Origin of the sequence: Streptosporangium sp. NPDC002721 (genome assembly GCF_042888905.1) — a bacterium.
Lineage (GTDB): Bacteria > Actinomycetota > Actinomycetes > Streptosporangiales > Streptosporangiaceae > Streptosporangium.
Window position 1 is genome coordinate 247,757 of the sequence record NZ_JBIAQI010000013.1, and the last position, 25,991, is coordinate 273,747.

The 25,991-nt window shown below is 71.5% G+C and carries 23 protein-coding genes; 14 read left to right on the forward strand and 9 right to left on the reverse strand.

Annotation, left to right across the window (positions count from 1 at the left end):
• Positions 1 to 248 precede the first annotated feature (248 nt).
• From ACFYWM_RS20630 to ACFYWM_RS20650, 5 genes are all read left to right on the forward strand, one after another.
• A complete protein-coding gene (locus ACFYWM_RS20630; RefSeq protein WP_030916965.1) occupies positions 249 to 599 on the forward strand; it encodes an STAS domain-containing protein in 351 nt (116 codons plus the stop codon).
• 2 nt (positions 600 to 601) lie between these two features.
• Positions 602 to 1,054, forward strand: a complete 453-nt coding sequence (locus ACFYWM_RS20635; protein WP_389916943.1) for an ATP-binding protein — start codon at positions 602 to 604, stop codon at positions 1,052 to 1,054.
• A 994-nt stretch (positions 1,055 to 2,048) separates the two neighbouring features.
• Positions 2,049 to 4,379, forward strand: a complete 2,331-nt coding sequence (locus ACFYWM_RS20640; protein WP_389916945.1) for a sodium-translocating pyrophosphatase — start codon at positions 2,049 to 2,051, stop codon at positions 4,377 to 4,379.
• Between the two features lie 181 nt (positions 4,380 to 4,560).
• Positions 4,561 to 5,031 carry a SixA phosphatase family protein gene (locus ACFYWM_RS20645; protein WP_389916947.1) on the forward strand — a complete coding sequence of 157 codons (471 nt, stop codon included), beginning with the start codon at positions 4,561 to 4,563 and terminating at the stop codon, positions 5,029 to 5,031.
• 124 nt (positions 5,032 to 5,155) lie between these two features.
• The gene (locus ACFYWM_RS20650; RefSeq protein WP_389916949.1) at positions 5,156 to 7,312 is read left to right on the forward strand and encodes an FUSC family protein; all 2,157 of its coding nucleotides are present in this window, start codon (positions 5,156 to 5,158) and stop codon (positions 7,310 to 7,312) included.
• Between the two features lie 110 nt (positions 7,313 to 7,422).
• On the opposite strand, the gene serB is transcribed toward ACFYWM_RS20650, so the two are convergent.
• Positions 7,423 to 8,646, reverse strand: a complete 1,224-nt coding sequence (serB, locus tag ACFYWM_RS20655) for a phosphoserine phosphatase SerB (protein WP_389916951.1) — start codon at positions 8,644 to 8,646, stop codon at positions 7,423 to 7,425.
• A gap of 115 nt (positions 8,647 to 8,761) precedes the next feature.
• Between serB and ACFYWM_RS20660 the strand changes: the two genes are divergently transcribed.
• Together ACFYWM_RS20660 and ACFYWM_RS20665 are read left to right on the forward strand one after the other, a co-directional pair.
• Positions 8,762 to 9,544: a GNAT family N-acetyltransferase gene (locus tag ACFYWM_RS20660; protein ID WP_389916953.1), complete on the forward strand. Its 783-nt coding sequence runs from the start codon at positions 8,762 to 8,764 to the stop codon at positions 9,542 to 9,544.
• Entirely contained in the window at positions 9,541 to 10,410 is an 870-nt protein-coding gene (locus ACFYWM_RS20665) for a lysophospholipid acyltransferase family protein (protein ID WP_389916955.1), read from the forward strand. Before ACFYWM_RS20660 ends, ACFYWM_RS20665 begins: the two co-directional genes overlap by 4 nt.
• Positions 10,411 to 10,524: 114 nt before the next feature.
• Here the strand turns inward: ACFYWM_RS20665 and ACFYWM_RS20670 are convergent, their stop codons facing one another.
• The 5 genes from ACFYWM_RS20670 to ACFYWM_RS20690 all read right to left on the reverse strand — a co-directional run bounded on the left by ACFYWM_RS20670 (position 10,525) and on the right by ACFYWM_RS20690 (position 14,798).
• Positions 10,525 to 11,205 (reverse strand): response regulator, encoded by a 681-nt coding sequence (locus ACFYWM_RS20670; protein ID WP_389916957.1) that lies wholly within the window; start codon positions 11,203 to 11,205, stop codon positions 10,525 to 10,527.
• Positions 11,206 to 11,576: 371 nt separating this feature from the next.
• Entirely contained in the window at positions 11,577 to 12,128 is a 552-nt protein-coding gene (locus ACFYWM_RS20675; protein WP_389916959.1) for a hypothetical protein, read from the reverse strand.
• A 275-nt stretch (positions 12,129 to 12,403) separates the two neighbouring features.
• Positions 12,404 to 12,943, reverse strand: a complete 540-nt coding sequence (locus ACFYWM_RS20680) for a hypothetical protein (RefSeq protein ID WP_389916961.1) — start codon at positions 12,941 to 12,943, stop codon at positions 12,404 to 12,406.
• Positions 12,944 to 13,041: 98 nt separating this feature from the next.
• Positions 13,042 to 14,115, reverse strand: coding sequence for an S-adenosylmethionine:tRNA ribosyltransferase-isomerase (locus ACFYWM_RS20685; protein ID WP_389916963.1), 1,074 nt, complete (start codon positions 14,113 to 14,115; stop codon positions 13,042 to 13,044).
• Positions 14,116 to 14,132: 17 nt separating this feature from the next.
• Positions 14,133 to 14,798 carry an SDR family NAD(P)-dependent oxidoreductase gene (locus ACFYWM_RS20690; protein WP_389916965.1) on the reverse strand — a complete coding sequence of 222 codons (666 nt, stop codon included), beginning with the start codon at positions 14,796 to 14,798 and terminating at the stop codon, positions 14,133 to 14,135.
• A gap of 123 nt (positions 14,799 to 14,921) precedes the next feature.
• Between ACFYWM_RS20690 and ACFYWM_RS20695 the strand changes: the two genes are divergently transcribed.
• Together ACFYWM_RS20695 and ACFYWM_RS20700 are read left to right on the forward strand one after the other, a co-directional pair.
• Complete coding sequence (locus ACFYWM_RS20695; RefSeq protein WP_389916967.1) at positions 14,922 to 16,061, forward strand: GAF domain-containing sensor histidine kinase; 1,140 nt, start codon at positions 14,922 to 14,924, stop codon at positions 16,059 to 16,061.
• Between the two features lie 115 nt (positions 16,062 to 16,176).
• Complete coding sequence (locus tag ACFYWM_RS20700) at positions 16,177 to 16,839, forward strand: response regulator (RefSeq protein WP_389916969.1); 663 nt, start codon at positions 16,177 to 16,179, stop codon at positions 16,837 to 16,839.
• Positions 16,840 to 17,059: 220 nt separating this feature from the next.
• Here the strand turns inward: ACFYWM_RS20700 and ACFYWM_RS20705 are convergent, their stop codons facing one another.
• Positions 17,060 to 17,770: a hypothetical protein gene (locus tag ACFYWM_RS20705; RefSeq protein WP_389916971.1), complete on the reverse strand. Its 711-nt coding sequence runs from the start codon at positions 17,768 to 17,770 to the stop codon at positions 17,060 to 17,062.
• A gap of 171 nt (positions 17,771 to 17,941) precedes the next feature.
• On the opposite strand from ACFYWM_RS20705, the gene ACFYWM_RS20710 reads away from it, so the two are divergent.
• Positions 17,942 to 20,584 (forward strand): protein kinase, encoded by a 2,643-nt coding sequence (locus tag ACFYWM_RS20710; protein ID WP_389916973.1) that lies wholly within the window; start codon positions 17,942 to 17,944, stop codon positions 20,582 to 20,584.
• Between the two features lie 27 nt (positions 20,585 to 20,611).
• On the opposite strand, the gene ACFYWM_RS20715 is transcribed toward ACFYWM_RS20710, so the two are convergent.
• On the reverse strand, positions 20,612 to 21,331 hold the full coding sequence (locus ACFYWM_RS20715; protein WP_389916975.1) for a hypothetical protein: 720 nt from the start codon (positions 21,329 to 21,331) through the stop codon (positions 20,612 to 20,614).
• Positions 21,332 to 21,397: 66 nt separating this feature from the next.
• Between ACFYWM_RS20715 and ACFYWM_RS20720 the strand changes: the two genes are divergently transcribed.
• From ACFYWM_RS20720 to ACFYWM_RS20735, 4 genes are all read left to right on the forward strand, one after another.
• Positions 21,398 to 22,192, forward strand: a complete 795-nt coding sequence (locus ACFYWM_RS20720) for an ABC transporter ATP-binding protein (protein WP_362690027.1) — start codon at positions 21,398 to 21,400, stop codon at positions 22,190 to 22,192.
• 257 nt (positions 22,193 to 22,449) lie between these two features.
• Complete coding sequence (locus ACFYWM_RS20725) at positions 22,450 to 23,478, forward strand: SPFH domain-containing protein (protein ID WP_389916977.1); 1,029 nt, start codon at positions 22,450 to 22,452, stop codon at positions 23,476 to 23,478.
• 349 nt (positions 23,479 to 23,827) lie between these two features.
• On the forward strand, positions 23,828 to 24,583 hold the full coding sequence (locus tag ACFYWM_RS20730; protein WP_389916979.1) for a sulfite exporter TauE/SafE family protein: 756 nt from the start codon (positions 23,828 to 23,830) through the stop codon (positions 24,581 to 24,583).
• 30 nt (positions 24,584 to 24,613) lie between these two features.
• Positions 24,614 to 24,841, forward strand: a complete 228-nt coding sequence (locus tag ACFYWM_RS20735) for a hypothetical protein (protein WP_329088968.1) — start codon at positions 24,614 to 24,616, stop codon at positions 24,839 to 24,841.
• A 233-nt stretch (positions 24,842 to 25,074) separates the two neighbouring features.
• Here ACFYWM_RS20735 and ACFYWM_RS20740 read toward each other — a convergent pair whose 3' ends face one another.
• Positions 25,075 to 25,941 (reverse strand): Rieske 2Fe-2S domain-containing protein, encoded by an 867-nt coding sequence (locus ACFYWM_RS20740; RefSeq protein WP_389916981.1) that lies wholly within the window; start codon positions 25,939 to 25,941, stop codon positions 25,075 to 25,077.
• Positions 25,942 to 25,991: the final 50 nt, after the last annotated feature.

A 25,991-nucleotide genomic window follows, 5' to 3' on the forward strand; every position in this document is an offset into this window, starting at 1 on the left:
ATGACGTGCGGGAACGTCGAGGAGGTGGCTGAGAGCGGCGCCCACTCTGAGGGGCGAGGATGAGGGCGTGGTCACTGGTTTCCAGTCTCACATCTGTGGGCAGAGTCGCCGGGAATCGTGATTTCGTATAGACACTGAGCGTACGCATGGTTGAATGCCGCGCGTCGGGGCTTGTCGTCCGGGGGCCACCCGGTCCCAGGAGGGCACGCCCGAATCGGTACTTTCGCAGGCAAGGCGCTGGAGGATCTGTGGATCTGAAGTTGGACCACCATTCCGAGGACCGTCTCACCATCGTTGAGGTCGAGGGTGAGATCGATGTCTACACCGCGCCCAGATTGCGTGAGCTCCTGATCGACCTGGTCAACAAGGGGAATTTCCACCTGCTCGTCAACATGGAGAAGGTTGACTTCCTTGACTCCACGGGCCTTGGTGTCCTGGTCGGCGGGCTCAAGCGAGTTAGGGCGCACGATGGCTCACTGGAGCTTGTCTGCACCCAGGAGCGCATCCTGAAGATTTTCCGGATCACCGGACTGACAAAGGTCTTCGGGATCTACGCCTCGGTCGACGAGGCCAAGGAAGCTCACGGTCGAGACAAGTAGTCGTGGCTACCGTCGAGCTGACGTTCAGCGCTCTCCCCGCGCATGTGCGGACGGCACGCCTGGTCGCCACGGCTATCGCCAGGCGCACCGGCGTGCAGGAGTCGCTGCTGGACGAGGTAAGGCTCGCTGTCGGTGAGGCATGCTCGCGGGCTGTGGAGGCACATCGCCTCCACTGTCCGGGGGAGCCGATCCGGATCGAGCTACGTGATGACTTAGGGCGTTTCGAGGTGACAGTCACCGACTCCGCCCCTAGTGACAGTGACGAGCTGGAGCACGAGCGCGCCCTTCTGGGGTTCGACGATCCGTTCGGACAGCTTCCCGATGACCTGATGGCCGGTTTCGGCATCGCGGTCATCGCTGGGCTGGCCGACGACGTTCAGGTCTACCCGAGCCAGAAGGGCATGTGCATTCGCATGAGCTGGCCGGCGGCGACGAACGGGTTGTCTCCGGTCTGACAGGAAGACTTCGGCGGCCGGGCGTGTCCATGTGGGCAAGCCCGGCTGTTCGTTGGGAGGGGCCTGGGGTCCCGAGGGCGTGATCCGGGCAGGTGGATCCACCCGTGAAGTCCGGATGAGCACGTCGTCCGGCTCTTTCGCGCGAAGGCGCGGCCGGAGTGAATCGTGCCCAGGGGTGAGCCGTGTCCAGGGGTGAGCCGTGCCCAGGGGGGCGTGTCCAGGGGTGGGGCGTGTCCAGGGGTGGGGCGTGCTCAGGGAAGGGTGTGGGGCAGGGAGCGTTCAGGGTGGGGCGCCGGCCCGGGTTCCGCCTGGGGGCGTCTGTGGCGTCCCCTGGGCCCGCCAAGTGGGACGTTCGTGGGGGTGTCCTGATGTCCCCCAAGGGTGTCTGTGACGTTCCCGAAGGGCGGCCCGCAGGTCCGCCGGGGAAAGGGCACGTGTGGCGCCCGTCAAGGGGCCGTGTCGCCCGTTCCACCAGGGCCCCGAGGGGCGTCTGTGACGTCCGGCTGAGGGTTCCGGCGTCACGCGTACAAGATCGGTTGTTCGGTCGTGAAGAGCCAGGGGCGGGCAGCCGCTCCGCCGGAGGGGCGTTTCCGGTGTTCACGTGAACGTGCCCGGTCGTCCGGCCGAGGAAATCCTAATTTCGGTCCAAACTTAATTTGGACCTTTCTTGTCTGAAATTAGGGGGAAATGGGAATGGGTGGGACAGGTGTGACGGGTGAAATGACCTCATAAGCAGGCCGGTCGCCTGAGGGTGTCAGCCGTGTCGTCAAATGGGCGGGGGCAGAGGCTTCATATCCGCGTCATCGCTGCGTAGACTCCCGGAACCGGCCAAGGTTTATCCTTCGGAGCGGCCCGCACGCGAGCCGCCCTCCGTGGGGGTCTGCAACTGGAAGCGGCACTGCCAACCATCCCGGACGTGCGCCGCTTCAGCCGCCTAATCCCATCGCAGCGCACTCCGGGCAGGACGTGTTCCCGTCTTGCCAAGGAGAGTCGGATGTCTGTGCTCCATCTCGCCGCTGCAGAGCCAGCGGTGTCCCTGAGTGGTCACCACTTCACCATCGTCATAGTGGTCGCCGTCGTCGCCCTGCTCGCACTCGCCGTCGCCGGCACATTGGTGCGAGAGGTGCTGGCCGCCGACCAAGGTACCGAACGTATGCAGAACATCGCGAGAGCGGTCCAGGAAGGGGCTTCCGCATACCTTACGCGGCAGTTCCGGACGCTCGCGTTGTTCGTCATCCTGATCCCGTTCCTGCTGTATCTCCTTCCTGCCGAGACGACCAGCGTAAGAATCGGCAGATCGGCTTTCTTCGTCGTCGGCGCGCTGTTCTCCGCGCTGACCGGATTCATCGGCATGTGGCTGGCGGTGCGCGGAAACGTCCGCGTCGCCGCCGCGGCCCGCGCCTCCGGCGAGAAGGTCGCCATGCGGATCGCCTTCCGCACCGGCGGCGTGGCCGGAATGATCACCGTTGGCCTCGGCCTCCTCGGCGCGGCCGTGGTGGTGATCACCTACGGGGGCGACGCCCCGGCCGTGCTGGAGGGCTTCGGCTTCGGCGCCGCGCTGCTCGCCATGTTCATGCGAGTCGGCGGAGGCATCTTCACCAAGGCCGCCGACGTCGGCGCCGACCTGGTCGGCAAGGTCGAGCAGGGCATCCCCGAGGACGATCCGCGCAACGCCGCCACCATCGCCGACAACGTCGGCGACAACGTGGGTGACTGCGCCGGCATGGCCGCCGACCTGTTCGAGTCCTACGCGGTCATGCTCGTCGCCAGCCTGATCCTGGGCAAGGTGGCCTTCGGCGTCGAGGGACTGGTGTTCCCGCTGATCGTGCCCATGATCGGTGTGATCACGGCGATCATCGGCATCTTCGTCACCGCCCCGCGCGCCGGTGACCGCAACGCGATGGCCGCGATCAACCGGGGTTTCTTCATCTCGGCGGCCATCTCGGCGGTCCTCGTCGCCGGCGCGGCCTACTACTACCTGCCGGCCACCTTCTCCGGCCTGACCGGGGTGAGCCCGGAGATCGCCGCGGTCACCTCCGACCCGCGCCTGATCGCGATCGGGGCGGTGCTCATCGGCCTGGTGCTGGCGAGCGCCATCCAGATCCTCACCGGCTACTTCACCGAGACGAACCGGCGCCCGGTGCAGGACATCGGCGAGAGCTCCCGCACGGGTCCCGCCACGGTCATCCTGTCCGGCATCAGCGTCGGCCTGGAGTCGGCGGTCTACTCCGCGCTGATCATCGGAGCGGCCGTCTACGGGGCCTTCCTGCTGGGCTTCGGCAACGTCACCATCGCCCTGTTCGCCGTGGCGCTGGCGGGCACCGGCCTGCTCACCACGGTCGGCGTGATCGTGTCGATGGACACCTTCGGCCCGGTCTCCGACAACGCCCAGGGCATCGCCGAGATGTCCGGCGACGTCGAGGGCGAGGGCGCACAGGTCCTCACCTCCCTGGACGCCGTCGGCAACACCACCAAGGCGATCACCAAGGGCATCGCGATCGCCACGGCCGTGCTCGCCGCGACCGCGCTGTTCGGCGCGTTCCGTACGGCGGTCGAGACCGAGCTGGCCGGCGCGACGGCGAGCGTGAAACAGGCGCTGGGCTCGTTCAGCTCGTTCAGCCTGAGCGTCGACTCCCCGAACGTGCTGGTCGGCCTGATCATCGGCGCCGCGGTGGTGTTCATGTTCTCCGGTCTGGCGATCATGGCGGTCGGCCGCGCGGCGGGCCGGGTGGTCTTCGAGGTGCGCGAGCAGTTCCGTACCAAGCCGGGGATCATGGCGGGGACGGAGCTGCCCGACTACGGCAGGGTCGTCGACATCTGCACCCGCGACTCGCTGCGGGAGCTGGCCACGCCCGGCCTGCTGGCCGTGCTGACCCCGATCGGCGTCGGTTTCGCCCTCGGGTACGCCCCGCTCGGCGCGTTCCTGGCCGGTGCCATCGCGTGCGGCACGCTCATGGCGGTGTTCCTGGCCAACTCCGGTGGTGCCTGGGACAACGCCAAGAAGCTGGTCGAGGACGGCCACCACGGCGGCAAGGGCTCGCCGGCCCACGAGGCCACGATCATCGGTGACACCGTCGGCGACCCGTTCAAGGACACCGCCGGACCGGCGATCAACCCGCTCCTCAAGGTGATGAACCTCGTGGCGCTGCTGATCGCCCCGGCCGTGGTGACCTACGCCGACAACCCCGTGCTGCGCGTCGGCATCACGGTGCTGGCGGTGGGCATCGTCGTCGCCGCGGTCGTCGTCTCCAAGCGTCGTTCGGCGAGCATCGCCCCGACGGAGGAGAGCAACTCCGACCGCGAGCCGGAGCCGGTCTCCAGCTGAGAAACGTTTGACGAAGGGGTGCACGGGCCGCGTGCACCCCTTCGGCGTGTGCGGACCACCTCGATGGGAAACTGGCCGGTATGGAACAGCAGCCCTCCGGAGGCAAGACACTCGTCCTCATCCTGTTGGCGATGGCCGCGGTGTTCGCGGTGATCGTGGGTCTGGCCATGTGGGCGTCGCGATGACGGCGCGCACGCTCGTCGTCCTGCGCCACGCCAAGGCCGCTCACACCTCCGGCCTGGCCGACCGCGAGCGGCCCCTCACCGAGGTCGGCGAGCGCGACGCCCTCAAGGTCGGCGCTGCCCTCGCGGGCATGGGCCTCACCCCCGACCTGGTGCTCTGCTCGCCGTCGGTACGGACGCGGCGGACCGCGGACCTGGCGCTCCCCGGCGCGGACATCATCATCGAACCGGCCATATACGAGGCCTATCCCGACGAGCTGCTCACGCTGATCCGGCGGAGCGACCCGGAGGTCGGCACGCTGGTCCTGGTCGGTCACAACCCCGGGGTCCAGGAGCTGGTCGCGCAGCTCACCGCCGACGGCGACGGCGGGTTCCCGCCGGGCGCGTTCGCCGTCATCGAGGTCGACGGCGAGTGGTCCGGCCTCGACACCGGTCGCGGGATCGCCCACTGGAACCCCAAGAGGCACTGAGACCCGGCACGGTCCCGGAGGGGCCGGAGGGGCCGGAGGGGCCGGAGGGGCCGGGGTCGGAAGGGCCGGAAGGGCTGGAAGGGCCGGAAGGGAAAGCGGCACGAAGGGGGCGATCTAGGGACGCATGCGAGGGCTCATCGGCGCGCTGCGCGCCGACTTCCGGCTCTCCGGCCGTCCGGCCTGGGGCTACGGCCTGCTGTGCGCGCTGGTCATCTGCCTCCCCCTGACGTTCGGCGTCCTCCTCGGCCACCTCCGGGAGGGCGCCTCGGTCGCCCTGGGCGGCTACCTCACGCTCTTCGGCGACGCCCCGGGACAGCCGTACGGTGATCGCGTCCGCAGGTTGCTCGTCGCCACGGCCACGGTCACGGTCGGTGCCGGTCTCGGGACGCTCGTCCAGCCCGGTCCCCGGCCGGTCGCCGTCGTGGTGGTCGGCCTGGTCGCGGCGGCGAGCGTCTACTGGCCGGCGCTGGGCATTTCCGCGGTGCTCTCCGTGACCCTGGCGTACTTCGCGCTCCCCGGCATGAGCGTGCCGCTCCACCTGGCGACCACCGCCGCCGGTGGCCTGCTGGCCGTGCTGCTGGTCGTGGCGGTCTGGCCGGTACGGCGCCTCCGGCCGCTGCGCAGGGCCGTGGAGGAGGCCGGTACGGCGCTGGCCGACCTCCTGGCGGCCGGGGGGAGGGCGCCGCTCGCGGACGAGAGCTGGGAGCCGCTGCGTCGCCGGGCCGCCACCGCGCTGAAGAACCTGGACGTGGCGCTCTCCCTCTACCGGATCTCCGTGCGGGACGACCGGTCGCCGGAGCGGCTGCCGGACACGCTGACCCGCGTCTTCCAGCAGACGGTCGCGCTGCGCGTGCTGCGCGCGGCGGCCGTGGAGGCCATGGAGACCGTACGGGCCGGGGAGACCGCGGGAAGGGGGCTCGGGACGGAGTGGGCCCGGGAGCTGGACGAGGCGGTCGGGGTGCTGGCCCGCGCGCTGCGGGAGGCGGTGCTGCTCGGCGGTTCGTCGCGGATCCCGGAGGCGCTGGCCGCCATCGGGCGGTTCGCCGACCGGGTGGACGAGATCCGCGGAACCGCCCGCGCGGGCGGCGCGCCGCTGCCCGCGGCCGTGCTGCTGGGGCAGATCCGCCGGGACGTGGACCGGATCGCGATGGCGGTGCGCTCGGTGGCCCGGCAGGCCGCCGAGAGCGTCGCGGTGGGCCCCCGCCTGCCGAGGTTCGTACGCCCCCGCAGGCCGGCGGTCTCGGCCGGGCACCACCCGATCCGGGTGGGGCTGGCGGTGGTCACGGCCATGACGCTGATGGCGCTGGTCCACGAGCACTACGCGAAGTGGTTCGTGGTGACCGTGACGGTGAGCCTCCGCCCCGCCTACCGCGACACGGTGGAGCGGGTGCTGCTGAGGGTGCTGGGCACGGCCGTGGGCGCGCTGGCCGCCGCGGTGGTGCTGGCGGTCGCGCCGGGGCATCTGTACCTGACGCTCTTCATCTCCGTCTGCGCGGCGCTGGGCTTCGCGCTGCGCGGGTCCGGCTACGGGTACTGGGCGATCTTCTCCACGCCGCTCTCGCTGACGCTGTCCGACTTCTCCCTGCCGCTCGACTGGGGCGCGGCGGTGGCCCGGGTGGGGCTCACGGTCGCGGGCGGCGCGCTGGCGCTGCTCTTCGCCCGGCTGCTGTGGCCCAGGGGGCACCGGGCCCGGCTGACCACCGGGATCGGGGAGATGCTCGACAGCCACGCCGCACTGGTGCGGTCGCTGGTCGATCGTGACCCCGCCCAGGTGAGCGCTCGGGGCTTCGCCGCGGCCGACGCCGAGGGACGGCTCGCCGACTCCCTGGACCTGCTGGACAGGGAACCCGGCGGCAGCGCGCCGCCGCGGCTCAGGGAGTCGCTGACGGCGGCCAGGCGGCTGCGGGACAACGGGTTCGCGCTGCTGGCGGTGCCGCCGCCCGAGGAGGGGGCGGGGCCCACGGTGACGATCCTCGACCTCGTCGCCGACCGGCTGGAGAAGGTCGCCGAGGCGGTCAGGACGGAGGAGGCCGGGGTGCCGCCCGACGATCTCGACGCGGTGCTCGACGAGATCGGCTCGCACGTGGACACGCTGGCCGCCCGCCGCCTGGACGAGCTCGCCGAACTGGCCGGGCCGGACGATCCGCACGGGGACGCGGCCGACAGGATGACCGGTCTGCGACGGCGCATCAGGCACGCCGCCGCCGCGCAGCCCGCCCTGCGGGGACTGGGCGCCGAGGCCGTACGCCTGGCCGCTCTCACGACCCCGAGAAGCCGGTAGCCCACCGCTCCGGGGAGCCGGTGGCCCGTCGTCGCGCGGTGCCGGGCGGTGCCGGGCGGTTCCCCGCCTCCAGGTGCCGGTGGCCGCGATCGTCGGTGAGGCCGGTACGGTCACCGTTCGGCGGTGGTGACACCGTCCTCGGCGTCGGCGTCCTCCACCTCGGCGCGGGGAATGCCGAGCAGGTAGAGGATCGAGTCGAGGTAGGGCACGTTGACCGCGGTGTCGGCGGCCCGGCGGACCACCGGCTTGGCGTTGAACGCGATGCCCAGACCGGCCGCCGCGATCATGTCCAGGTCGTTGGCGCCGTCGCCGATGGCCACGGTCTGGCTGATCGGGATTCCCGCCTGGCGGGCGAAGCGCTCCAGCGCCCGCGCCTTGCCCGGCCGGTCGACGATCTCGCCGACCACCCGCCCGGTCAGCACGCCGTCGACGACCTCCAGGGTGTTGGCCGCGGAGTAGTCGATCCCGAGGTCGTCCACGAGGGCGTCGGTGAGCTGCGTGAACCCGCCGCTGACGATCGCGAACCGGTAGTCGAGCCGCTTGAGCGTCCGTACCAGCGTCCGGGCGCCGGGAGTCAGGACGAGCTCCTTGCGCACCTTCTCGAAGACCTCCTCCGAGAGGCCCTTGAGCAGCGCGACCCGGCGGCGCAGCGACTCGGCGAAGTCGAGCTCGCCGCGCATCGCCTCCTCGGTGACCCTGGCGACCTCCTCCAGGCAGCCGGCGTGCGCCGCCAGCAGCTCGATCACCTCGGCCTGGATGAGCGTCGAGTCGACGTCCATCACGATCAGCCGCTTGGCCCTGCGGTGCAGGCCGGTCCGCTGCACGGCCACGTCGACCTGCTGGGTGTGCGCCTCGACGGCGAGCTCGGTCCTGAGGGTGTCGGGGTCGGCGCCGGAGAGGGACAGCTCGATGCAGGTCACCGGGTAACTGGACAGGCGCTCGATCCGGTCGATGTTGGCACCGGCCGCGGCGATCCGCCCCGCGATGCCCGCCATGGCGGCGGGCTGCAGCGGCGCGCCGAGCACGGTGACGTTGAGCCGCCCCCTGCGCCGCTTCTCCTTCGGGTCGGAGCCGGTGGACAGCTCCACCTGCAGCCCGAGATCCTCCGCGGTCCGCTCGACGGCGGTCCACAGGGCGCCGAGGGTGCCGCCGGTGCCGGTCGGCGTGTCGCCCGCGTACGAGACGAGGACGCCGAGGGTGAGCCGGCCGCGGATGACGACCTGCTCCACGTCGGCGACGATGACGGGGAAGCCGGCCAGGACCGAGAAGAGGCGTGAGGTCACGCCCGGTCGGTCGGGGCCGTTCAACGTGATCAGAAGCGTGCGCTGGTTCATCGGTTCCTACGGTACTTGGCTCCGGATTGGACCGTGAATGTGGTTCATCATCCGGACGCCTGGAGTTCGCGGGGCCCTCGGGTCCCATGTCATCTGTGACTGTCTTCATGAACTCATGACGACCCTTCCCATGGAGCCGCGCCTTGCCCGCTACAGCGTCGGGCTGGCCGCTACCGCCGTCGAGATGCGCGAGGCCCAGCGCCTGCGCCACCGGGTCTTCGCCGAGGAGATGGGCGCCAGGCTGGACAGTCCCATCACCGGCCTGGACGTCGATCCGCTCGACGCCTACTGCGATCACCTCCTGGTCAGGTGCGACGACACGGACGAGGTCGTCGGCACCTACCGGCTGCTCGCCCCCCGCAGGGCCGATCGCCTCTACGCCGACTCCGAGTTCGACCTCGGCGCGCTGGCCGGCATCCGGGGGGACATGGTGGAGGCCGGCAGGGCCTGCGTGCACCCGGGCCACCGGGGCGGCGCGGTGCTCGGGCTGATGTGGGCGGGAATCGCCCGCTACATGGCGGACGGGGGGTACGGCTGGCTGGCCGGGTGCTGCTCGGTGCCGGTGGCCGAGGCCGCCGGGATCATGGAGCGGGTGCCGCTCTCCCCGCCGGGCTACCGCGTCACGCCGTTACACCCCTGGCGGGAGGGTCCGGCCTCCTCCGTACTGTCACAGCCGGTCTCCTCCGTACCGTCGCAGCGGGAGGAGGCCTCCGCCGCGGCCACGAGGCCGGGGCGGGCGCTGCCGCCACTGCTGCGCGGGTACATGCGGCTGGGCGCCTGGGTCTGCGGGCCGCCCGCCCACGACCTCGACTTCGACACGGCCGACTTCTTCGTACTGCTCTCGATGAACGAGGCGGACCCCCGTTACCTGCGCCACTTCCTGGGAGCCGTGTCGTGAACCCGTGGATGCCGGTGGCGCCGTGCAGGCCCGTCCTCTGTCTCCTCCCGCCGGGATCGCGGGCCGCCGGGCCGCGCAGGGCGCTGCGGCTGGCGGCGATCGCGCTGGTGGTCCTGGCGGGGGCGGTGCTCGCGCTCGCGGCCCGGGGGCTCGGCACGACGGGCAGGCTCCGGCTGACGAGTGCCTGGTCCCGGCTGGTGCTGCGGGCCGTGGGCGTACGGGTCGAGGTGCGGCAGGGTTTCGCGTTCATGGCCGGTTCCGTCTCCGGGCCCCGTCCGGTCGCCGCCGGGCCGTCCGGGGCGGCTCCGCTGGTCGTGGCCAACCACGTGTCGTGGCTGGACCCGCTCGTCATGGCGGCGGTGCTGCCGTGCCGCCTGCTGGCCAAGCAGGAGGTACGGATGTGGCCGGTGATCGGCCGGCTGGCGGCGGGCGCGGGCGCGCTGTTCATCGACAGGGACCGGCTCTCCGTGCTGCCCGAGGCCGTCGGCGGGGTGGCCGCCGCGCTCGCCGGCGGCCACCCGGTGGCGGCCTTCCCCGAGGGGACGACGTGGTGCGGGCGCGGCATGGGCTCCTTCAGACCCGCCGTGTTCCAGGCGGCCCTGGACGCCGGGGCCCCGGTCAGGCCGGTGGCGATCAGGTACCTGGAGGGGGAGGGCGTCCCGGCCACCGGGCCCGCCTTCGTCGGCGACGACCCCCTGCTGGCCTCGCTCCGCCGCGTGGTGGCCGTCCGGAGACTCACGGTGGAGGTGACGATGCTGCCCGCCGTGTGGGGACGCGACCGCAGGGAACTGGCCTGGGCCGCCGAGTCGTCCGTCGCCTCGGTCCTGGTCGCCGGGGCCGCGCACGGCCTTCCCGTCGCCGCCTGACGGGGGCGGGTGGCCCGCCGTCAGGCCGGGAGCTTCCGGGAGGGCCGGTACGCCGCGTCGGGCAGGGCCGTGCCGTCGGCGGGGTCGGGCTCCGGACGCGGGGAGGACGGGGGCTCAGGCCGAGCCCAGATAGGTGATGACGGCCGCCACCCGGCGGTGGGTGTCGGGGCTGTTCTCCAGGGCCAGCTTCATGAAGATCGAGTTGACGTGCTTCTCGATGGCCGAGACCGACAGGTGCAGGGCGCGGGCGATGCCTCCGTTGGACAGGCCGTGCGCCATCTCCCTGAGCACGTCCAGCTCCCTGGGCGTCAGGTCCGCGGGAGGAGGACCGCCGCGCACCTCCCGCTTGGCCAGCAGGCCCTCCACCACCTTGGGGTCGATCACCGATCCGCCCCCGGCCACCGACCTGATCGCGCCGAGCAGCTCGTCGATGTCACCGACCCGGTCCTTGAGCAGGTACGCACGGCCCTCGGTGCCGTCCCTGAACAGGTCCAGGGCGAACATCGCGTCGGAGAACTGGGAGAGCACCACGACGCCGATGTCCCGCGAGGCGGCGCGGATGCGGTGCGCCGCGTCGATCCCCTCCATCCCCGGCCGGACGAGATCGGCCGAGCCGGGCATCCGGATGTCGGTGACCACCACGTCGGGACGCAGCCGCCCGGCGGCGTCGAGCAGCTCGTCCGCGGTGCCCACGGCGGCCACCACCTCGATCTCACCGGAGGTCTCCAGGAGCCTGCGAGTGCCCTCGCGTACCAGGTAGTGGTCCTCGGCCAGGACGATCCTCAGTTCAGCCATGAATCGCGCACAGTCCGAAACTCGCCATGGGGAGATCCTGCCCGGTACGCGGGCGTCCCGCATATGAGGTTGCCCGCACTTTCGCCGGGGACCGGGTCCGTGAGGGACGGCCGTCCCGCGAGAGGTGATGCCGTCGGGCGGATGCGAGTACCGATGCGAGCACGAATGCGAGCATGGATGCGGCTCCGGAGCGCGAAGGGCTCGAAGCGGGAGACCGTCCGAGGTGGGAAGGCTTCCGGACCTGGAAGGCTCGAAGCGGGGAGACCGTCCGAGACGGGAAGGTTTCCGGAGCCGGAGGGCTCGAGGCGGGAAAAGAGGAGGCCCCGGCCTGTGGCAGGCCGGGGCCCCTCGAAACCCTCGAAAACGCGAAGTCAGCGCACGATGCTGGTCTTGACCTTCTTCACGAAGAACCAGCTCTTGAGGCCCATGCGCTCCAGCTCGTCCCTGGACAGGTTCTCGGCGCCGGTCGGTACGTCGTAGCTGTCGACGCCGAGGACGGCCTGCGCGGTCCGGCCCGACTTCTTGCCGAGCTTCACCGTGATCGCGATGGCCTCGTAGTCGTCGACCTCGATGATGTCGGGGCTCCAGCACCAGAACCCGTCCTCGTAGTGGTCGCACACGGTGCCCTTGGGAGCGGCGACCTTGACGACCTTGGAGCCCTTGGGCAGCAGGCCGCCCGTGTAGAAGTAGTCGGCCTGGTGGGGGCCCTCGTTGACGGCCTTGATCTTGTAGGTGATCTTCCCGCCCGTCCTGACCTTCTTCGGCGCGGAGACGGTGACCGCGAAGGTGGAGTACGGCTCCGCCTTGACGGTTACCGCCGGTGCCTGCGCCGAGGCGGCCGAGGAGGGGGCGGCGAGGAGCATGCTGCCGGCCAGCGGGGTGACCAGGGCAAAGGCAACGATCTTGGAGATCGGGTGGCGCATCAAACGTCTCCCAGCTGAGGAGTCAGGGGGACGCGTGGAACGTCCCATAAAGTCCGCAGCGTTTTATCACATATGAAGATGTAAAGAGAAATTATATTTTGCTGTGTGATTTGAACGGAACGGCTGGGTGCGGCGCCGTTCCGGACGGACGGGCCCGGTCCCCGCCTGTCCGGCGCGGGCCGGGCCGTCGCCGCCGGGGAATTTCCCCGGCGTTGTGAATATCCATTGCTTTCGGTAATCGTTCCTGGTCAGAAGGCGATATGTGAAACGCGTGACTAGCGGAGGACCCGCGTCTTCACCCGCACATACTTGACGTCGGTGCCGACGTCGATGCCGTGGATGTCGAGGGTGCTCAGCCCGCCCGACGGGACGTCGATCGAGGCCGAACCGAAATCGGCGGTCGCGGTGCCCCGGACGCTGTTCCTCAGCCAGACCCTGACCTTGAGGGTGGCCGTCCTGCCGGGGTTCAGGGTGTCGAGCAGGCAGCCCACCTCACGCCCCGAGACCTCGCAGTACGAGCCGGAGGGCTTGCCGATGATGCGGACCTTGGACACCTGCGAGGGAAGGTACCCGCCGACGTAGGCGATGTCGGTGTACCACTTGCCGACATTCTTGACCCTGAGCGTGTAGACGTAGGAGTCGCCCGCCCAGGCCCTGCGCGGGTAGGAGACGGTCGTTCTCAGCGGCGCGAGGGGCTGGTCCGCGATTCCCTGCGACGCGGTGATCCGGGGAGCCGCGGCGTTCGCGGTCCCGGGGGTGAGCAGCATGCCTCCCGCCAGGGCGATGGCGGCGAAGGCGGTCAGGTGCCGGCGCATTTCTTTACTCCAGTCGGAATTCGGTGATTCCCGTTGTCTGCCGCGCTCAGCATGCGGGGCCCGACTTGGAAAACCCTTGTGACTGACTGGCCGACCGGCTAACCGGTGATCAGGTGGACGTCACCGAATTCATGCCAGAGGTAGCCCTCTTCGAGCGCCTTCGCGTACGACCGCGAGAGCAGGTCGCGGCCGGCGATCGCCGACAGCATCAGCAGGTGGCTGGAGCGCGGCTCGTGCAGCCCGGTGAGCAGGCCGTCCACCGCCCGTACCCCGGCCTCGGGGGTGACGATGTGCGAGGTCCAGCCGTCCGCGGCCCGGACCCGGCCGGTGGCCAGCGCGGCCGTCTCCAGCGCCCGGACCACGGTCGTGCCGACCGCGATCACCCGGCCGCCGGTCTCGCGCGCGAGCTCCACCTGCCGCGCGGTGGCCTCGGGCACCTCGAACCGCTCCGGGTAGGGAGGCTCGTCCTTCTCGGGGGACGCCACCCCCGTGTGCAGGGTGATCGGCGCGATCCCGACCCCGCGCGACACCAGGGAGGTCACCAGCCCGGTGGTGAACGGCCGCCCCGCGCTGGGCATCTCCGCGCTGCCAGGCCGGACCCCGAAGACGGTCTGGTAGTCGGCCAGCGGCCAGTCCCTGTCGACGTACGAGTAGCGGATCGGCACGCCGTACCGGCGCAGGTAGCCCGTGACCTCGCGGTCCAGGCTCGCCCGCCACAGGCGGGGTGTCTCGCGTCCCAGCAGCCGCAGCGTCGCCCCGCCCGGCAGCGGCAGCCACTCCCCGTCCACGCCGCCCCCGTAGGGCTCGGCGGCCGTCTCCGCGCTCTCGGGGCTGCCGGGAACCCGGCGCCGCCGGAGCTCGACCAGCCACGTCCCGTCCTCCCGCTCGGTGGAGAAGTGCACCGCGAGCCGGTCGAGCCGGACGGCGGCGGGGAGCGTGCCGGAGTTGTTGACCACCAGCAGGTCGCCGGGACCGAGCAGGCCGGGGAGCTCGGCGAACGCGTGGTGCCCCACCTCCCCGGTGCTCCGGTCCGAGACCAGCAGGCGTACCCCGTCGCGGGCCAGTCCCCGGGCCTCCGGCGGCTCGTGCGCCTCCAGCTCGTACGGGAGCACGAAGTCCGCCGCCATGGCGTCCGCCACGAGCCCGCCCGCGCCCCCGCCCTGCCCGTTCACGCCCCCTCCTCGCCCGCTCATTCGTGCCTCACCCGGCCGCTGTCCGGGCGGTCGGCGATCAGCCGCCGCAGGGTGGGGACGACGGTCTCCGGGCCCGGGGCCCGCGCCGCCTCCCCGGCGCCGACCGCGTCGGCGAGCATGGCGGTGGACATCTCACCCGGATCGACCCACCAGACCGCGACGTCCGGCTCCTCGACGGACAGCACGTGGGAGAGCTGCTCCAGGGCCGCCTTGGTCGCGCCGTACCCGCCCCAGCCCTCGTAGGCCTCCACCGCCGCGTCGGAGGAGATGTTCACGATCGCGCCGCGCCGCTCCCTGAGCCCGCGGAGGTTCGCCTGGATCAGTGCCAGCGGGGCCAGCACGTTGGTGCGGAACAGCTCCTCAAGCGTGTCGGCCGGGTATCCGGCCAGCGGCGGCAGCGGGACCGTGCCCAGCCCCGACGCGTTGTTGACCAGCAGGTCCAGCCCGCCGTGTTCCCGTACGGCCAGCGTCAGCCGGTCCCGGTGGGCGGGGTCGGCGACGTCTCCGGCCAGGGCGACGGCGCCCAGCTCGTCCGCGGCGGATCGCAGCGCGTCCTCGCCCCGCGCGGTGAGGACGAGCCGCCAGCCGTCGGCGGCGAGGGAGCGGGCCAGTGCCAGGCCGAGGCCGCGGGAGGCGCCGGTGATGAGTGCGGTCTTCGTCATGCCTCGACGCTAGGAGTCGCGCGCCCGCCGCACATCGGCCGCCGGACCCGGCCCGGGGTGGGCTGATGGGCCTAGGACCGATGGCGTACGCGGCCGATGCCCGCCGCCGCCTAGAGTCGGTCCGTGAGCCCTGGGAGCGAGGAGAGCGAGGACCGGGACGCCGTGCTGCACGCGGTGAGCTCCGCCGTCCTCGCGGTGACCAGGCACCTGTCGGTCCGGGAGGTGCTCCAGGTCATCGTGCGGTCGGCGCGGCGGCTGCTGGACGCCCGCTACGCCGCGCTGGGCGTGCCCGACGACCAGGGGGCGTTCGCCGAGTTCGTCGCCGAGGGCATCTCCGACGAGCAGTGGGACGCGATCGGGCCGATGCCCCGCCAGCACGGCATGCTCGGCGCCATGCTGCGCGAGGGCGCGCCGGTCCGGCTGCCCGACATCCGCAAGGACCCCAGGTTCGAGTACTGGCCGCGCGCCCATCCGGTGCTCAAGGACTTCCTCGGGGTGCCGATACTCGACGGGGACGAGGTGCTCGGCATCATCTTCCTGTCCAACAAACGGGCCCCCGGCGGCTTCACCGAGGCCGACCAGCGGCTGCTCACCATGTTCGCCGCGCACGCCGCGATCGCCCTCACCAACGCCCGCCTGTACGAGCGGGGCCGGGAGCTCACGCTGATCGAGGAGCGCACCCGGATGGCGAGGGAACTGCACGACGCGGTGACCCAGAAGCTGTTCTCGCTGCGCCTCACCGCCCAGGCCGCGGCGTCGCTGGTCATCGGTGATCCCGTACGGGCGCTGCGGGAGCTCGACCGGGTGGAGCGGCTGGCGGGAGAGGCGCTGGCCGAGCTGCGCGCGGTGATCGTGGAGCTCCGTCCGGCCGAGCTCGACCGGCACGGCCTGGCCGAGACGCTCCGCAAGCACGTCCGGCTGCTCGACCGGCTCCATCCGGCCGCGTTCTCGTTCGAGGAAGCCCCGGTGTGCGAGCTCGGGCCGGAGATCGAGGTGGCTGTCCTGCGGGTGGCCCAGGAGGCGCTGCACAACGCCTCCAGGCACTCGGCGGCACGCGCCGTCGAGGTCCGGCTGGGCTGCGAGGACGGGCGCGTGTTCCTTGAGGTGAGCGACGACGGGGCCGGGTTCGACGTGACCGCGGCGGCGGGACGGGGGCTGGGCATCGCCTCGATGGGCGACAGGGCGGAGTCCGTCGGCGGGAGCGTCCGGGTGAGGTCGGAGCCCGGACGGGGCACACTCGTCCGGATGGAGGTGCCCGGATGATCCGCGATACGGGGTGCCCGGATGATCCGCGGTGCTGGAAAGGGGATCGCGTGATCCGTGGGCCGGAGGAGCGGGCGTGGGGCCCGCCGTCGGCGGTCCGGGCGGAGGCGCCCGGATGATCCGCGTTCTGATCGCCGACGACCACCCGATCGTCCGGCAGGGGCTTCGTACCTTCCTGGAACTGCAGGAGGACCTCGACGTGGTCGGTGAGGCCGCCGACGGCGCCGAGGCGGTCGCCCTGGTCGGGTCGCTCGCCCCCGACGTGCTGCTGCTCGACCTGAGGATGCCGGTCCTCGACGGGCTCGGCGCGCTGCTCCTGCTGGGGGAGCGAGGGTTGTCGCCGAGGGTGCTCGTGCTGACCTCGGTCAGCGACAGGGGCGACGTGGCCCCGGCGATGCGGGCGGGCGCGGCGGGCTTCCTCTACAAGGACGTCGAACCGGCCGCGCTCGTGCAGGCGATCCGGGCGGTGCACGGCGGCCAGGTGCTGCTCGCCCCCGAGGCCGCCGAGGCGATGCTGTCGGGTCCCGGGCCCGTCCCCGCCATGCGGGAGGGTGGGCGGGCGGGAGGTCCCGAGGGCAGGCCGGTGGCGGCGCTGACCGACCGGGAGCGCGAGGTGCTCGCGCTGATCGCGTCGGGCCGTTCCAACAGGGAGATCGCCAGGCAGCTCGCGGTGGCGGAGAAGACGGTGAAGACCCACGTCTCCAACGTGCTGATGAAACTGGGCGTGCAGGACAGGACCCAGGCCGCCCTCTACGCGGTGCGGAACGGCCTGGCCTGACGGCGCCCGGACCTCTGGAGCGCCTGGCCTGACGGCGCGTCCGGTCAGGTGGTGCCTGACCGGGGGCGCCCGGCCTGACAGGAGCCAGGTCTGATACGCCCGGCCCGACGGGTCCGTGACAGGGCTGTACGCGGCCGTGACAGGGCCGTGACAGGGCCGTGACGGGACCTGACGGGTCCGGTCGGGTGCCGTCAGGTCCGGGTCTGGGACCTCTACGGCGTCAGGTGTCCTTCTTCTCCTCGCGCCGGTCCGGCGGCGGGGGCGGAGGCGGCGGAGGCAGTGGGGGTGGCGGGTTGTAGCCTCCCCCTCCGCCCTGGGATTTGGGTTTGGGCGGCGGGGGGTGGACGATCTTCGTTTTGACCGTCTTGAGGTAGTACCAGTTGGGGAAGGCCAGCCGCTTCCACTCCGAGCGGCTGAGGTCTCCGCCTCCGGTCGGGACGTTCCAGGTGTCGGCGCCGAGCCTGGCGACCGCGGTGCCCCTGGTCCGCTTCTTGAGCTTGACCCAGATGCGTACCGTCTCGGATTCGCCCTTATCGAGAATCCACGGCGTCACGCACCAGAAGCCGTCCTTGTAGAAGTCACAATCGGTGCCTTTGGGGCCTTTGTAGTAAACAGTGTCGTTAATGCCTTTCGGCAGGACTGTGCCGCCGACGTAGAAGTAGTCGGCCTTGCTCGGCCCCCGGTTGGTGACCTTGACCTCGTACATGAACTCGCGGCCGTTCCTGACCCGTTTCGGTGCCTTCACCGAGACCTTGAAGGCCGACCAGGGCCTGTCCTGCCGGGCTCCGGAAGGAGCGGCGGCCGGGGCGCCCGCCGGGGCGGCGGACAGAGGCGGCGACGGCGCGTTCGCGGCGGCGGCCGAGGCGGTGGGGACGATCGCGAGCGGAGCGATGAGGCTGAGACCTAGAAGCGTGCCGAAGCTTCGGCGCATGGGCGTCTCCGCACGGGCTAAGGGTGATCGTGGTCACCATTTGTTTCGTGAATTATGACGTAAGCGGGACTCGTCGGAATAGTGAATGATCTACCTGAACATTCGTAGTTTGCGTATCTTTGGTTACTCGGGGACACCAGCGGCTCACGGCTGGACAACGGGGAGGCTCACGTGCCGGACACGAACCCGCTGCGCAGGGAGGACCCCGAGTCACTGGGCGACTACCGGCTGCTCGGCCGTCTCGGCGAGGGCGCGCAGGGCGTGGTCTACGCGGGACGAGGGCCCGACGGGGTGATGGTCGCGATCAAGCTGCTCCACCCCCGGCTGAGCGACACCGGCATGGACGGCGACAGGTTCCTCCGTGAGGTCTCCGCCGCCCGCCGGGTGGCGCCGTTCTGCACGGCCCAGGTGCTGGGCGCCCACATGGACGGCGACCGCCCCTACATCGTGAGCGAGCTGGTCGAGGGCGTGTCCCTGCAGCGGGTCGTGCAGTCCGAGGGGCCCAGGCGCGGCAACGTGCTCCACCGGCTCGCGGTCGGCACCGTGACCGCGCTGGCCGCCATCCACCGGGCGGGCATCGTGCACCGCGACTTCAAGCCCAGCAACGTGCTGCTCGGCCCCGACGGACCCCGCGTGATCGACTTCGGCATCGCCAGGGCCCTGGACTCGGCGATGACCGTGACGAGCGGCGTGGTCGGCACCCCCGCCTACATGTCGCCGGAACAGGTCTCCGGGCATCGTGTCGAACCCTCGTCCGACATGTTCAGCTGGGCGCTGACGATGACGTTCGCCGCGACCGGCCGGCCCGCGTTCGGCCAGGACAGCGTGCCCGCGGTCATCTACAGGGTGATGAACGAGGACCCGGACCTGTCCGCGCTCCCCGACACGCTGCGGCCGATCGTCGCCTCCTGCCTCAGCAAGCGGGCCGGGGAGAGGCCCGGCGCCTCGGAGGTGCTGTTCGCGCTCCTGGAGACCCAGTCCGACGAGGCCCCCGCCGTGGCGCCCGTGTCCCCGCCCCCCGCCGACGGACGGCCCCCCACCGAGAGACCACCCGCCGAGAGGCCCCTCGTCGCCGAGCGGCATCCCGCCGCTGAACGGCTACCCGATGAGCCGTCACCTGCCGACAAACGTCCAGCCGCCGACGAGCGGCCACCCGCGCCCGAGACGGTGTGGGTGCGACCCTCGGGAGAGGATCCCAGGGGTGGAAGGCCCGATGCCGCCTCCGGCCGTACGCCGGGCGGCCGGGCGGGCGTTCCCGGAGACCGTTCCGGCGGCGTCCCGGGCGGAGGGGCCGGTGCCGTCCCCGATGCCTCCCGGAGGCGCTCAGGTGCCCCGGGTGGCCCTCCGCCCGTCGTCAACCCCTTCGCCTCCCCCGCCGGTCCCGCGCGCTACCCCGGCAACCTGACGCCCGTGGGCCGGCGGCCCGCTCCGTCTCCCGCGCCGCCCGAGGGGGCCTCCCCCCCACCGCCACCGCGCCGTCCGGACCTCTTCGCCGACGCGGGCCCCGAGGTGCCCGGCGAGCGCGGGGCGCGGCGCAGGCGTGCCGTCCTCGTGACAGCGGTGCTCTCGGGGGCACTGACCCTGGCCGCCGCCGCGCTGGTGGCGGTGCCGAACCTGCGGGACGACGCCGCGACCTCCGACACCCCCGCGGCCACACGGGGCGCCCTGGCCGGTGACGGTACGGGGGCGCCGTCCACGGTTCCCGCCACGCCGTCCCCGGCGACCGCCTCCCAGGTTCCCCCCACGGGGGTCACGCAGGCTCCCACCGCCGCCACGCGGGCCATGACCCCCGTGCCCACGGCGAACCCCACGACCGCCCCCACCTCCGGGCCGCCCGAGCCGCCCAGACCGCCGGCCACGACGGTGACCTTCGCCGGCCAGGACGGCAAGGCGCTCAAGGGGCACACCAAGGCCGTCCAGTCACTCGCCGGGATCAAGATCGGGAAGAGGCCCACGGTGGTCTCGGGGAGCCAGGACGGCTCGCTCGGGCTCTGGGACCCGGCCAAACACAAGAGGCTCCATCGGCTCCGCGGCCACCGGGGCGAGGTCTACGCGGTCGCCACCGTCACCTTCGGCGGCAGGCCGTACGCGGTGACGGGCGGCTACGACCACTCCGTCCGCCTGTGGAACCTGAAGTCCCGCAAGAGCAGGGCCCTGGGCCACCACCCCATCGCGGTCTTCGCCGCCGCGGCCGGGACCGTGAACGGCTCGCCGCTGGCCGTCACCGGGGACGGCGACGGCACGCTCTACTTCTGGAACCTCAAGAGCCGCAGGCTGCTCAAGACCATCTCCGCGCACCGCGACGACGTCAACTGGCTCGCCTTCGGCAAGATCGGCAAGAGGTCCGTCGTCGTGTCCGCCAGCGCCGACAAGACGCTGGGCATCTGGGACCTCGTCACCAGGAAGCGGTACGGCAAGGTCTACAGGGCGCACGGCAAGCAGGTCTTCTCGGTGGCCTTCGGCAAGCTGGGCGACCGCACCGTGATCGCCTCGGGCGGCAAGGACAAGAAGATCAGGATCTGGGACCCCAAGACGTCCAAGACCATCGGCAAGCCGCTCGGGGGGCACGGCGGCAACGTCTACTCCCTGGCGTTCGGCGAGGTCGACGGCGAGACCGTGCTCGTGTCGGGCAGCACGGACGGGACCGTCCGGCTCTGGGACCCGGCCGAGGGCAAGCCCCTCGGCAAGCCGGTCAGGGCCCACAAGGGCGGGGTCTACTCGGTGGGCGTCATGACCGTCGGCGACCGTACCCTGGCCGTCTCGGCGGGCAGGGACCGCGCCCTCAAGCTCTGGAAGCTGACCTCCGTCCGATAGCCCGGACCGTCGAGACCGTCGAGACCGTCAGACCAGCTCGGTGATGGCGTGGTGGGCGACCACCCGGGCCCGGCGCACCGCGCGGTCGAGCTCGCGCAGGGCCTCACCGCGTACGGCGATCTGGCCCGAGGTGAGCCCGCGGTCGTCGGCGACCCGGAGGACCGCGGCGAGGCGGGCGGCCAGGGCGGCGACCCGGTGCGCCCTGGCGGGGTAGCCGGGGGCCAGGCCGTCGTCTACGATCTCCATCCGCCGATGTCCCTGGGCCGGGCCCTCCACGCCGAGCAGGGCGTCGGTGGCCACGCGCATGGCTCGGGTCAGCTCGTGCTCGGCCTCGGCGAGGGAGGGCAGGTCGGGGGCGGTGGCACGGGCCTCCAGCACGGTCCAGCGGACCCCGGCGTACGATGACCCGCGGCGGTCGTTTGCCGGGATCAGGCCGACGCATCTGCCGGGGAGCACGGCTGTCGCCGCCTGCCCGGCCTCGATGGCCGCGGAGTTGAAGGGGGGCGGTCCGGTGAGCCCGAGTGGGTCGCCCGCGACGGGGAGGGCCAGCCGAAGCGACTTCATGCCCTCGATCCGCAGGTCGGCGAGGAATCCGCGGAGGGGGAGGTCGCCGGTCTCACCGGCGACGAGTTGGGGGCCTGCCTGTCGTTCCACGCGGTCGGCGGCCTCGTCGAGGCCGACCTGTCCGGCGAGCCAGGCATTGCCCCAGCAGACCAGGGTGGCCGAGATGGGTGAATCAGGATGCACCGATCCACGATATGCGCTTGTCCTGCAATAGGTTTTGTTCCAGCGATTCACAAGGAGGCATAAGGGATGGGCGGTCAAGTGCTTCGGCTACAGGACGTCACCGTCCGCAGGGACGGGGCGGCCCTGCTGCGGGAGATCGACTGGACCGTTCACGAGGACGAGCGGTGGGTCGTCATCGGTCCCAACGGCGCGGGAAAGACGACGTTGCTGCAGGTGGTCGGGGCGATGCTGTTCCCCACCGAGGGCATCGTCGAGATCCTGGGCGAGCGGCTCGGCCAGAGTGACGTCTTCGAGCTCCGGCCCCGCATCGGGCTCGCGAGCGCCGCGCTGGCGGAGAAGGTGCCGCCGGAGGAGAAGGTCATCGACCTGGTGCTCACGGCCTCGTACGCCATCCTCGGCCGCTGGACGGAGGAGTACGACTCCCACGACGTCACGCGCGCCGTCGAGCTGATCGACCAGCTCGGCTGCGCCCACCTGATCCGGCGCCGGTTCAACACGCTGTCCGAGGGGGAGCGCAAGCGGGTCCAGATCGCCCGCGCGCTCATGCCGAACCCGGAGTTGCTGCTGCTGGACGAGCCCGCCGCCGGCCTGGACCTGGGCGGGCGCGAGGACCTGGTCCGCCGCCTGGCGACGTTCGCGCACGACCCGAACGCGCCGACCATGGTGCTGGTCACCCACCACGTGGAGGAGGTGCCCAGCGGGTTCACCCACGCGCTGCTGCTGCGGCACGGCTCCGTGGTGGCCCAGGGCCCGATCGACCAGGTGATGACCGCGGAGAACCTGTCGCGCACCTTCAGCGTCCCGCTCACCCTGGATCGGGGGCGTGACGGCCGCTGGTACGCACGGGCGCACCAGCTCTGAGGACGGACGGTTTTGAGAGCGCGCCGGCTTTGAGGGCGCGCTGGTCTTAGGGATGCGCCGGTCCTGAGGGCGCACCGGCTCCGAGGGCGGACCGGTGGGTCCGAACGGCCGCCGGTTCCGAGACGATCTTAAAGCGATTCCAGGGTGATCCCAGGGCGGTTCCAAGACTGTTTCGGCCGTTCAAAGGCCGGTGAGGGGAAAAGCAAATATCCTGCCGGGTCAAGAGTTCCACGTGACTCGACCGCCCGGGATGGCTCATGGAATCGCTTGTCGCCGCTCTCGTCGTCACGGTCGTGGCGGTTTTCGCCGTCTACCGGACGATTCGTGTCGTGCCGCAGGCCACGGCGGGCGTCGTGGAGCGGTTCGGGCGCTACCACAGGACACTCGCCCCCGGGCTGAACCTCGTGGTGCCGTTCATCGACCGGATCAAGGACACGGTCGACCTTCGCGAGCAGGTCGTCGCCTTCCCGCCGCAGGCGGTCGTCACCTCCGACAACCTCGTCGTCTCCGTCGACACGGCAGTCTCCTTCCAGGTGGTCGACGCCCGTGCGGCGACCTATGAGATCGCCAACTTCCTGATCGCCGTCGAGCGGCTCACCGTGACCACGCTGCGCGACGTGATCGGCGGGATGAGCGTGGAACACGCGCTGGCCTCCCGCGAGGAGATCGGGACCGAGCTGCGCGAGGCGCTCGACGCCGTCACGGGCGCGTGGGGCCTCCGCGTCGGCCGGGTCGAGCTCACGGCGATCGATCCGCCCGTCTCCGTCCAGGAGTCCATGGAGAGGTACGCCCGCGCCGAGCGCGACAGGCGGGCCGCGGTGCTGGCGGCCGAGGGGCAGAAGCAGGCGGCCGTCCTCGCGGCCGAGGGGCAGCGGCAGGCGGCCGTGCTGAGGGCGCGCGGCGAGGCGGAGGCCACGGTGCTCAAGGCGCGGGCCGACGCCGAGGCCAGGGCGACGCGGGCCAGGGGGGAGGCCGACGCGATCGGCCTGCTCTTCCGGGCCGTCCACGAGGGCGGGCCAGGCTCGGAGCCTCTCGCCTACGAGTACCTGCGGGCACTCCGCGAGATCGCCAAGGGGGGCGAGGGCGGGCCGCCGGTCGTCTCGCCGGACCTGAGACAGGCTCTCGAAAACCTGGCGGACCTTCTCCCGGCGAAACCGGCGAAACCGGTGAAGCCGGTGAAGGACGAGCCCTCGGACACGGACAGGTCGTCGGCCGGGGAGGAGCCCCCGGCCACGGACAGGATCAGGGCGAGGCACGAGTTCCCCGACAAGGACGGGTCCCGCTGAAGGACGGGTTCCCGGCCACGGGCGGGTCCCCGGTGAAGCCGGTGAAGGACGGGTTCCCGGCCATGAGCGGATCTCCGGTGAAGCCGGTGAAGGACGGGTTCCCGGCCATGAGCGGATCTCCGGTGAAGACGGAGAAGGACGACTCCTCGGACACGGACAGGCCCCCGGTCAGGGCCGGCCCCCATCAAGAACGTCAAAAACGTCAAGGATGCCACGAATGTCATGAACGTGAAGGACGTGAAGGACGTGAAAGACCCCCCGCCACCGGATAACCGCCGCTCTCCTCCTAACATCCGGTGAGTGCCGTGCACCTGTCATGGGCGCGAGCCTTACCAGTGAGGGGAAGTGCATGACACCGTGGGAGGCGGTCGCGATCTTCGTGGCCGGCATCGGGGCCGGGGGCATCAACGCCGTCGTCGGTTCCGGGTCTCTGATCACGTTCCCGACGATGGTCGCGCTGGGCATGCCGCCGGTCGTCGCCAACGTCTCCAACACCGTCGGCCTGGTCCCCGGGTCGCTGACCGGCGCGTTCGGCTACCGGGTGGAGCTGAGGGGGCAGCTCCGGCGGCTGGTCAGGCTGGGGATCCCCGCGGTGGTCGGCGCGGTGGCCGGTGGGGTGCTCCTGCTCTACCTTCCCCCGGAGACGTTCGACATCGTCGTGCCCATCCTGATCGGCGTGGCGTGCGTGCTGGTGGTGATCCAGCCGAGGCTCAACAAATGGCTGGGCGCCCGGAGGGAGCATCCCCACCCGCACGGCGGCCCCTGGCTCCTGGCCGGCGTGTTCGCCTGCGGAATCTACGGCGGCTACTTCGGCGCGGCCCAGGGCGTGCTGCTCATCGGTCTGATGGGCACCCTCCTCGACGACGGCCTGCAGCGGCTCAACGCGGCCAAGAACGTGCTCGCGCTGCTGGTCAACGCGGCCGCCGCGCTGCTGTTCATCGCGATCGCGGAGGTCGACTGGCTGGCGGCCCTGATGGTGGCGCTGGGCGCCGCGATCGGCGGCTTCTTCGGCGCGAAGATCGGCAGGAGACTGCCCGCCCCGGTGCTGCGCTGGCTCATCGTCTGCATCGGGATAGTGGCGATAGTCAAACTGGTGTACGGGTGAACCTGCCCCTTACCGGGTACCTATACAGGTATGAAAGGTGACAAAGTCGAGGTTGTCATCGACGCAGGAGACAGTTCCCGTACCTACGAGGTCAGCGCCACCAGAGCGGGGCGTCGCGTTGAGGTGGCGAACGCCCGAGGCGGCGTCGTCGAGGTGAGCGAGGTCACCCGGAGCGGAACGGCCGTGCGCACCGCCCGCTTCATGTCCAGCCGTATTCTCGCTCTGGTCGAACACCCCGCCGACGGCAAGCCGGCATAGACCGGCCGGCGGCGGGCCGGTTCTCGTCACGCCCGGGTGGGACGCACTGTCACGCCTGGGCGGGGCGCAGGGGCCGTACCGCGCCATGCCCGAGGAGACACCGTACGAGGCCCAAGGATTCCCGCCGAGAGCCGCGGAGATCCGCGGAAGAAGGCGTCAAAGGCGTCAGAGACTTCAAAGGCCCACTGAAAGCCGTGGAAACCCCCACCGGGAGGCTCCCCACGGCATCAGGCTCACATCTGCGCGGGCCGGACCTGGAGCACCCCGTCGCGGCGGACCCGGGTCTCGAAGGACGGCTGGGGAGCGGTGGCCGGACCGTGCACGACGGCCCCGTCGGAGAGCCTGAAGGTGCTCCCGTGCCACGGGCAGACCACGCAGGCGGTCCCCTCCTCCGAGATCAGGCGTCCCTGGTGGAGCGGGCCCGCCAGATGGGCACACTGGTCGGCGAGCACCGTGACCCCCGAGCCGACGCGCAGCACGAACAGGTCGATGTAGCCGAGCCGCCGCGTCACCGGCCGCCCGTCGGGCAGGTCGCCGAGCTCGCACAGGTCGTGCCAGCCCAGCGGGACCAGATGGGCGACGGACTCGGCGTGGTTCGCCCCGGCCGCCTGCCGGTAGGCCAGGTGGCCGCCGAGGTAGCCGCCCACGCTCACGGCGCCCAGCCCGGCGAACGACAGCATCCGCCCGGCCCGCTCACGCCCGGCCAGCCGGAGCACCAGCGAGCCGGTGTAGAGCCCCAGGGCGGTCAGGTTGGCGATCGCGTGCACGAACCCCACCCGCTGCTGCTCGCGGTGGAGCGCGGACCAGTCGGTGACGCCCGCCGCCATCGCGGGCATCGCGACGGCGAGCCCGCCGGCGACCAGCACGCGCGAGGCCCGCGGGTCGTGGCGGGTCACGTCCAGCACCGCCGTCGCCGCCCAGAGCCCCAGGCTGAGGTTGGCGAGCGGCGGATGGAGCGGTTTGCCGGTCGGCACCCCGTGCAGCAGGTCCCGTAGCGGCCCGGGACCGATCCGCTGACGTACGGCCTTGGCGAGTATGCGGATCGGCCTGTCGGCCCGGGGTGAGCGCTCGATCCGGTCGGTGAGTTCGACTCCGGGCACCAGACGTTTGAAGGGCCGACGCCCTGTTTTGACGGTTTCCTTCACCATCG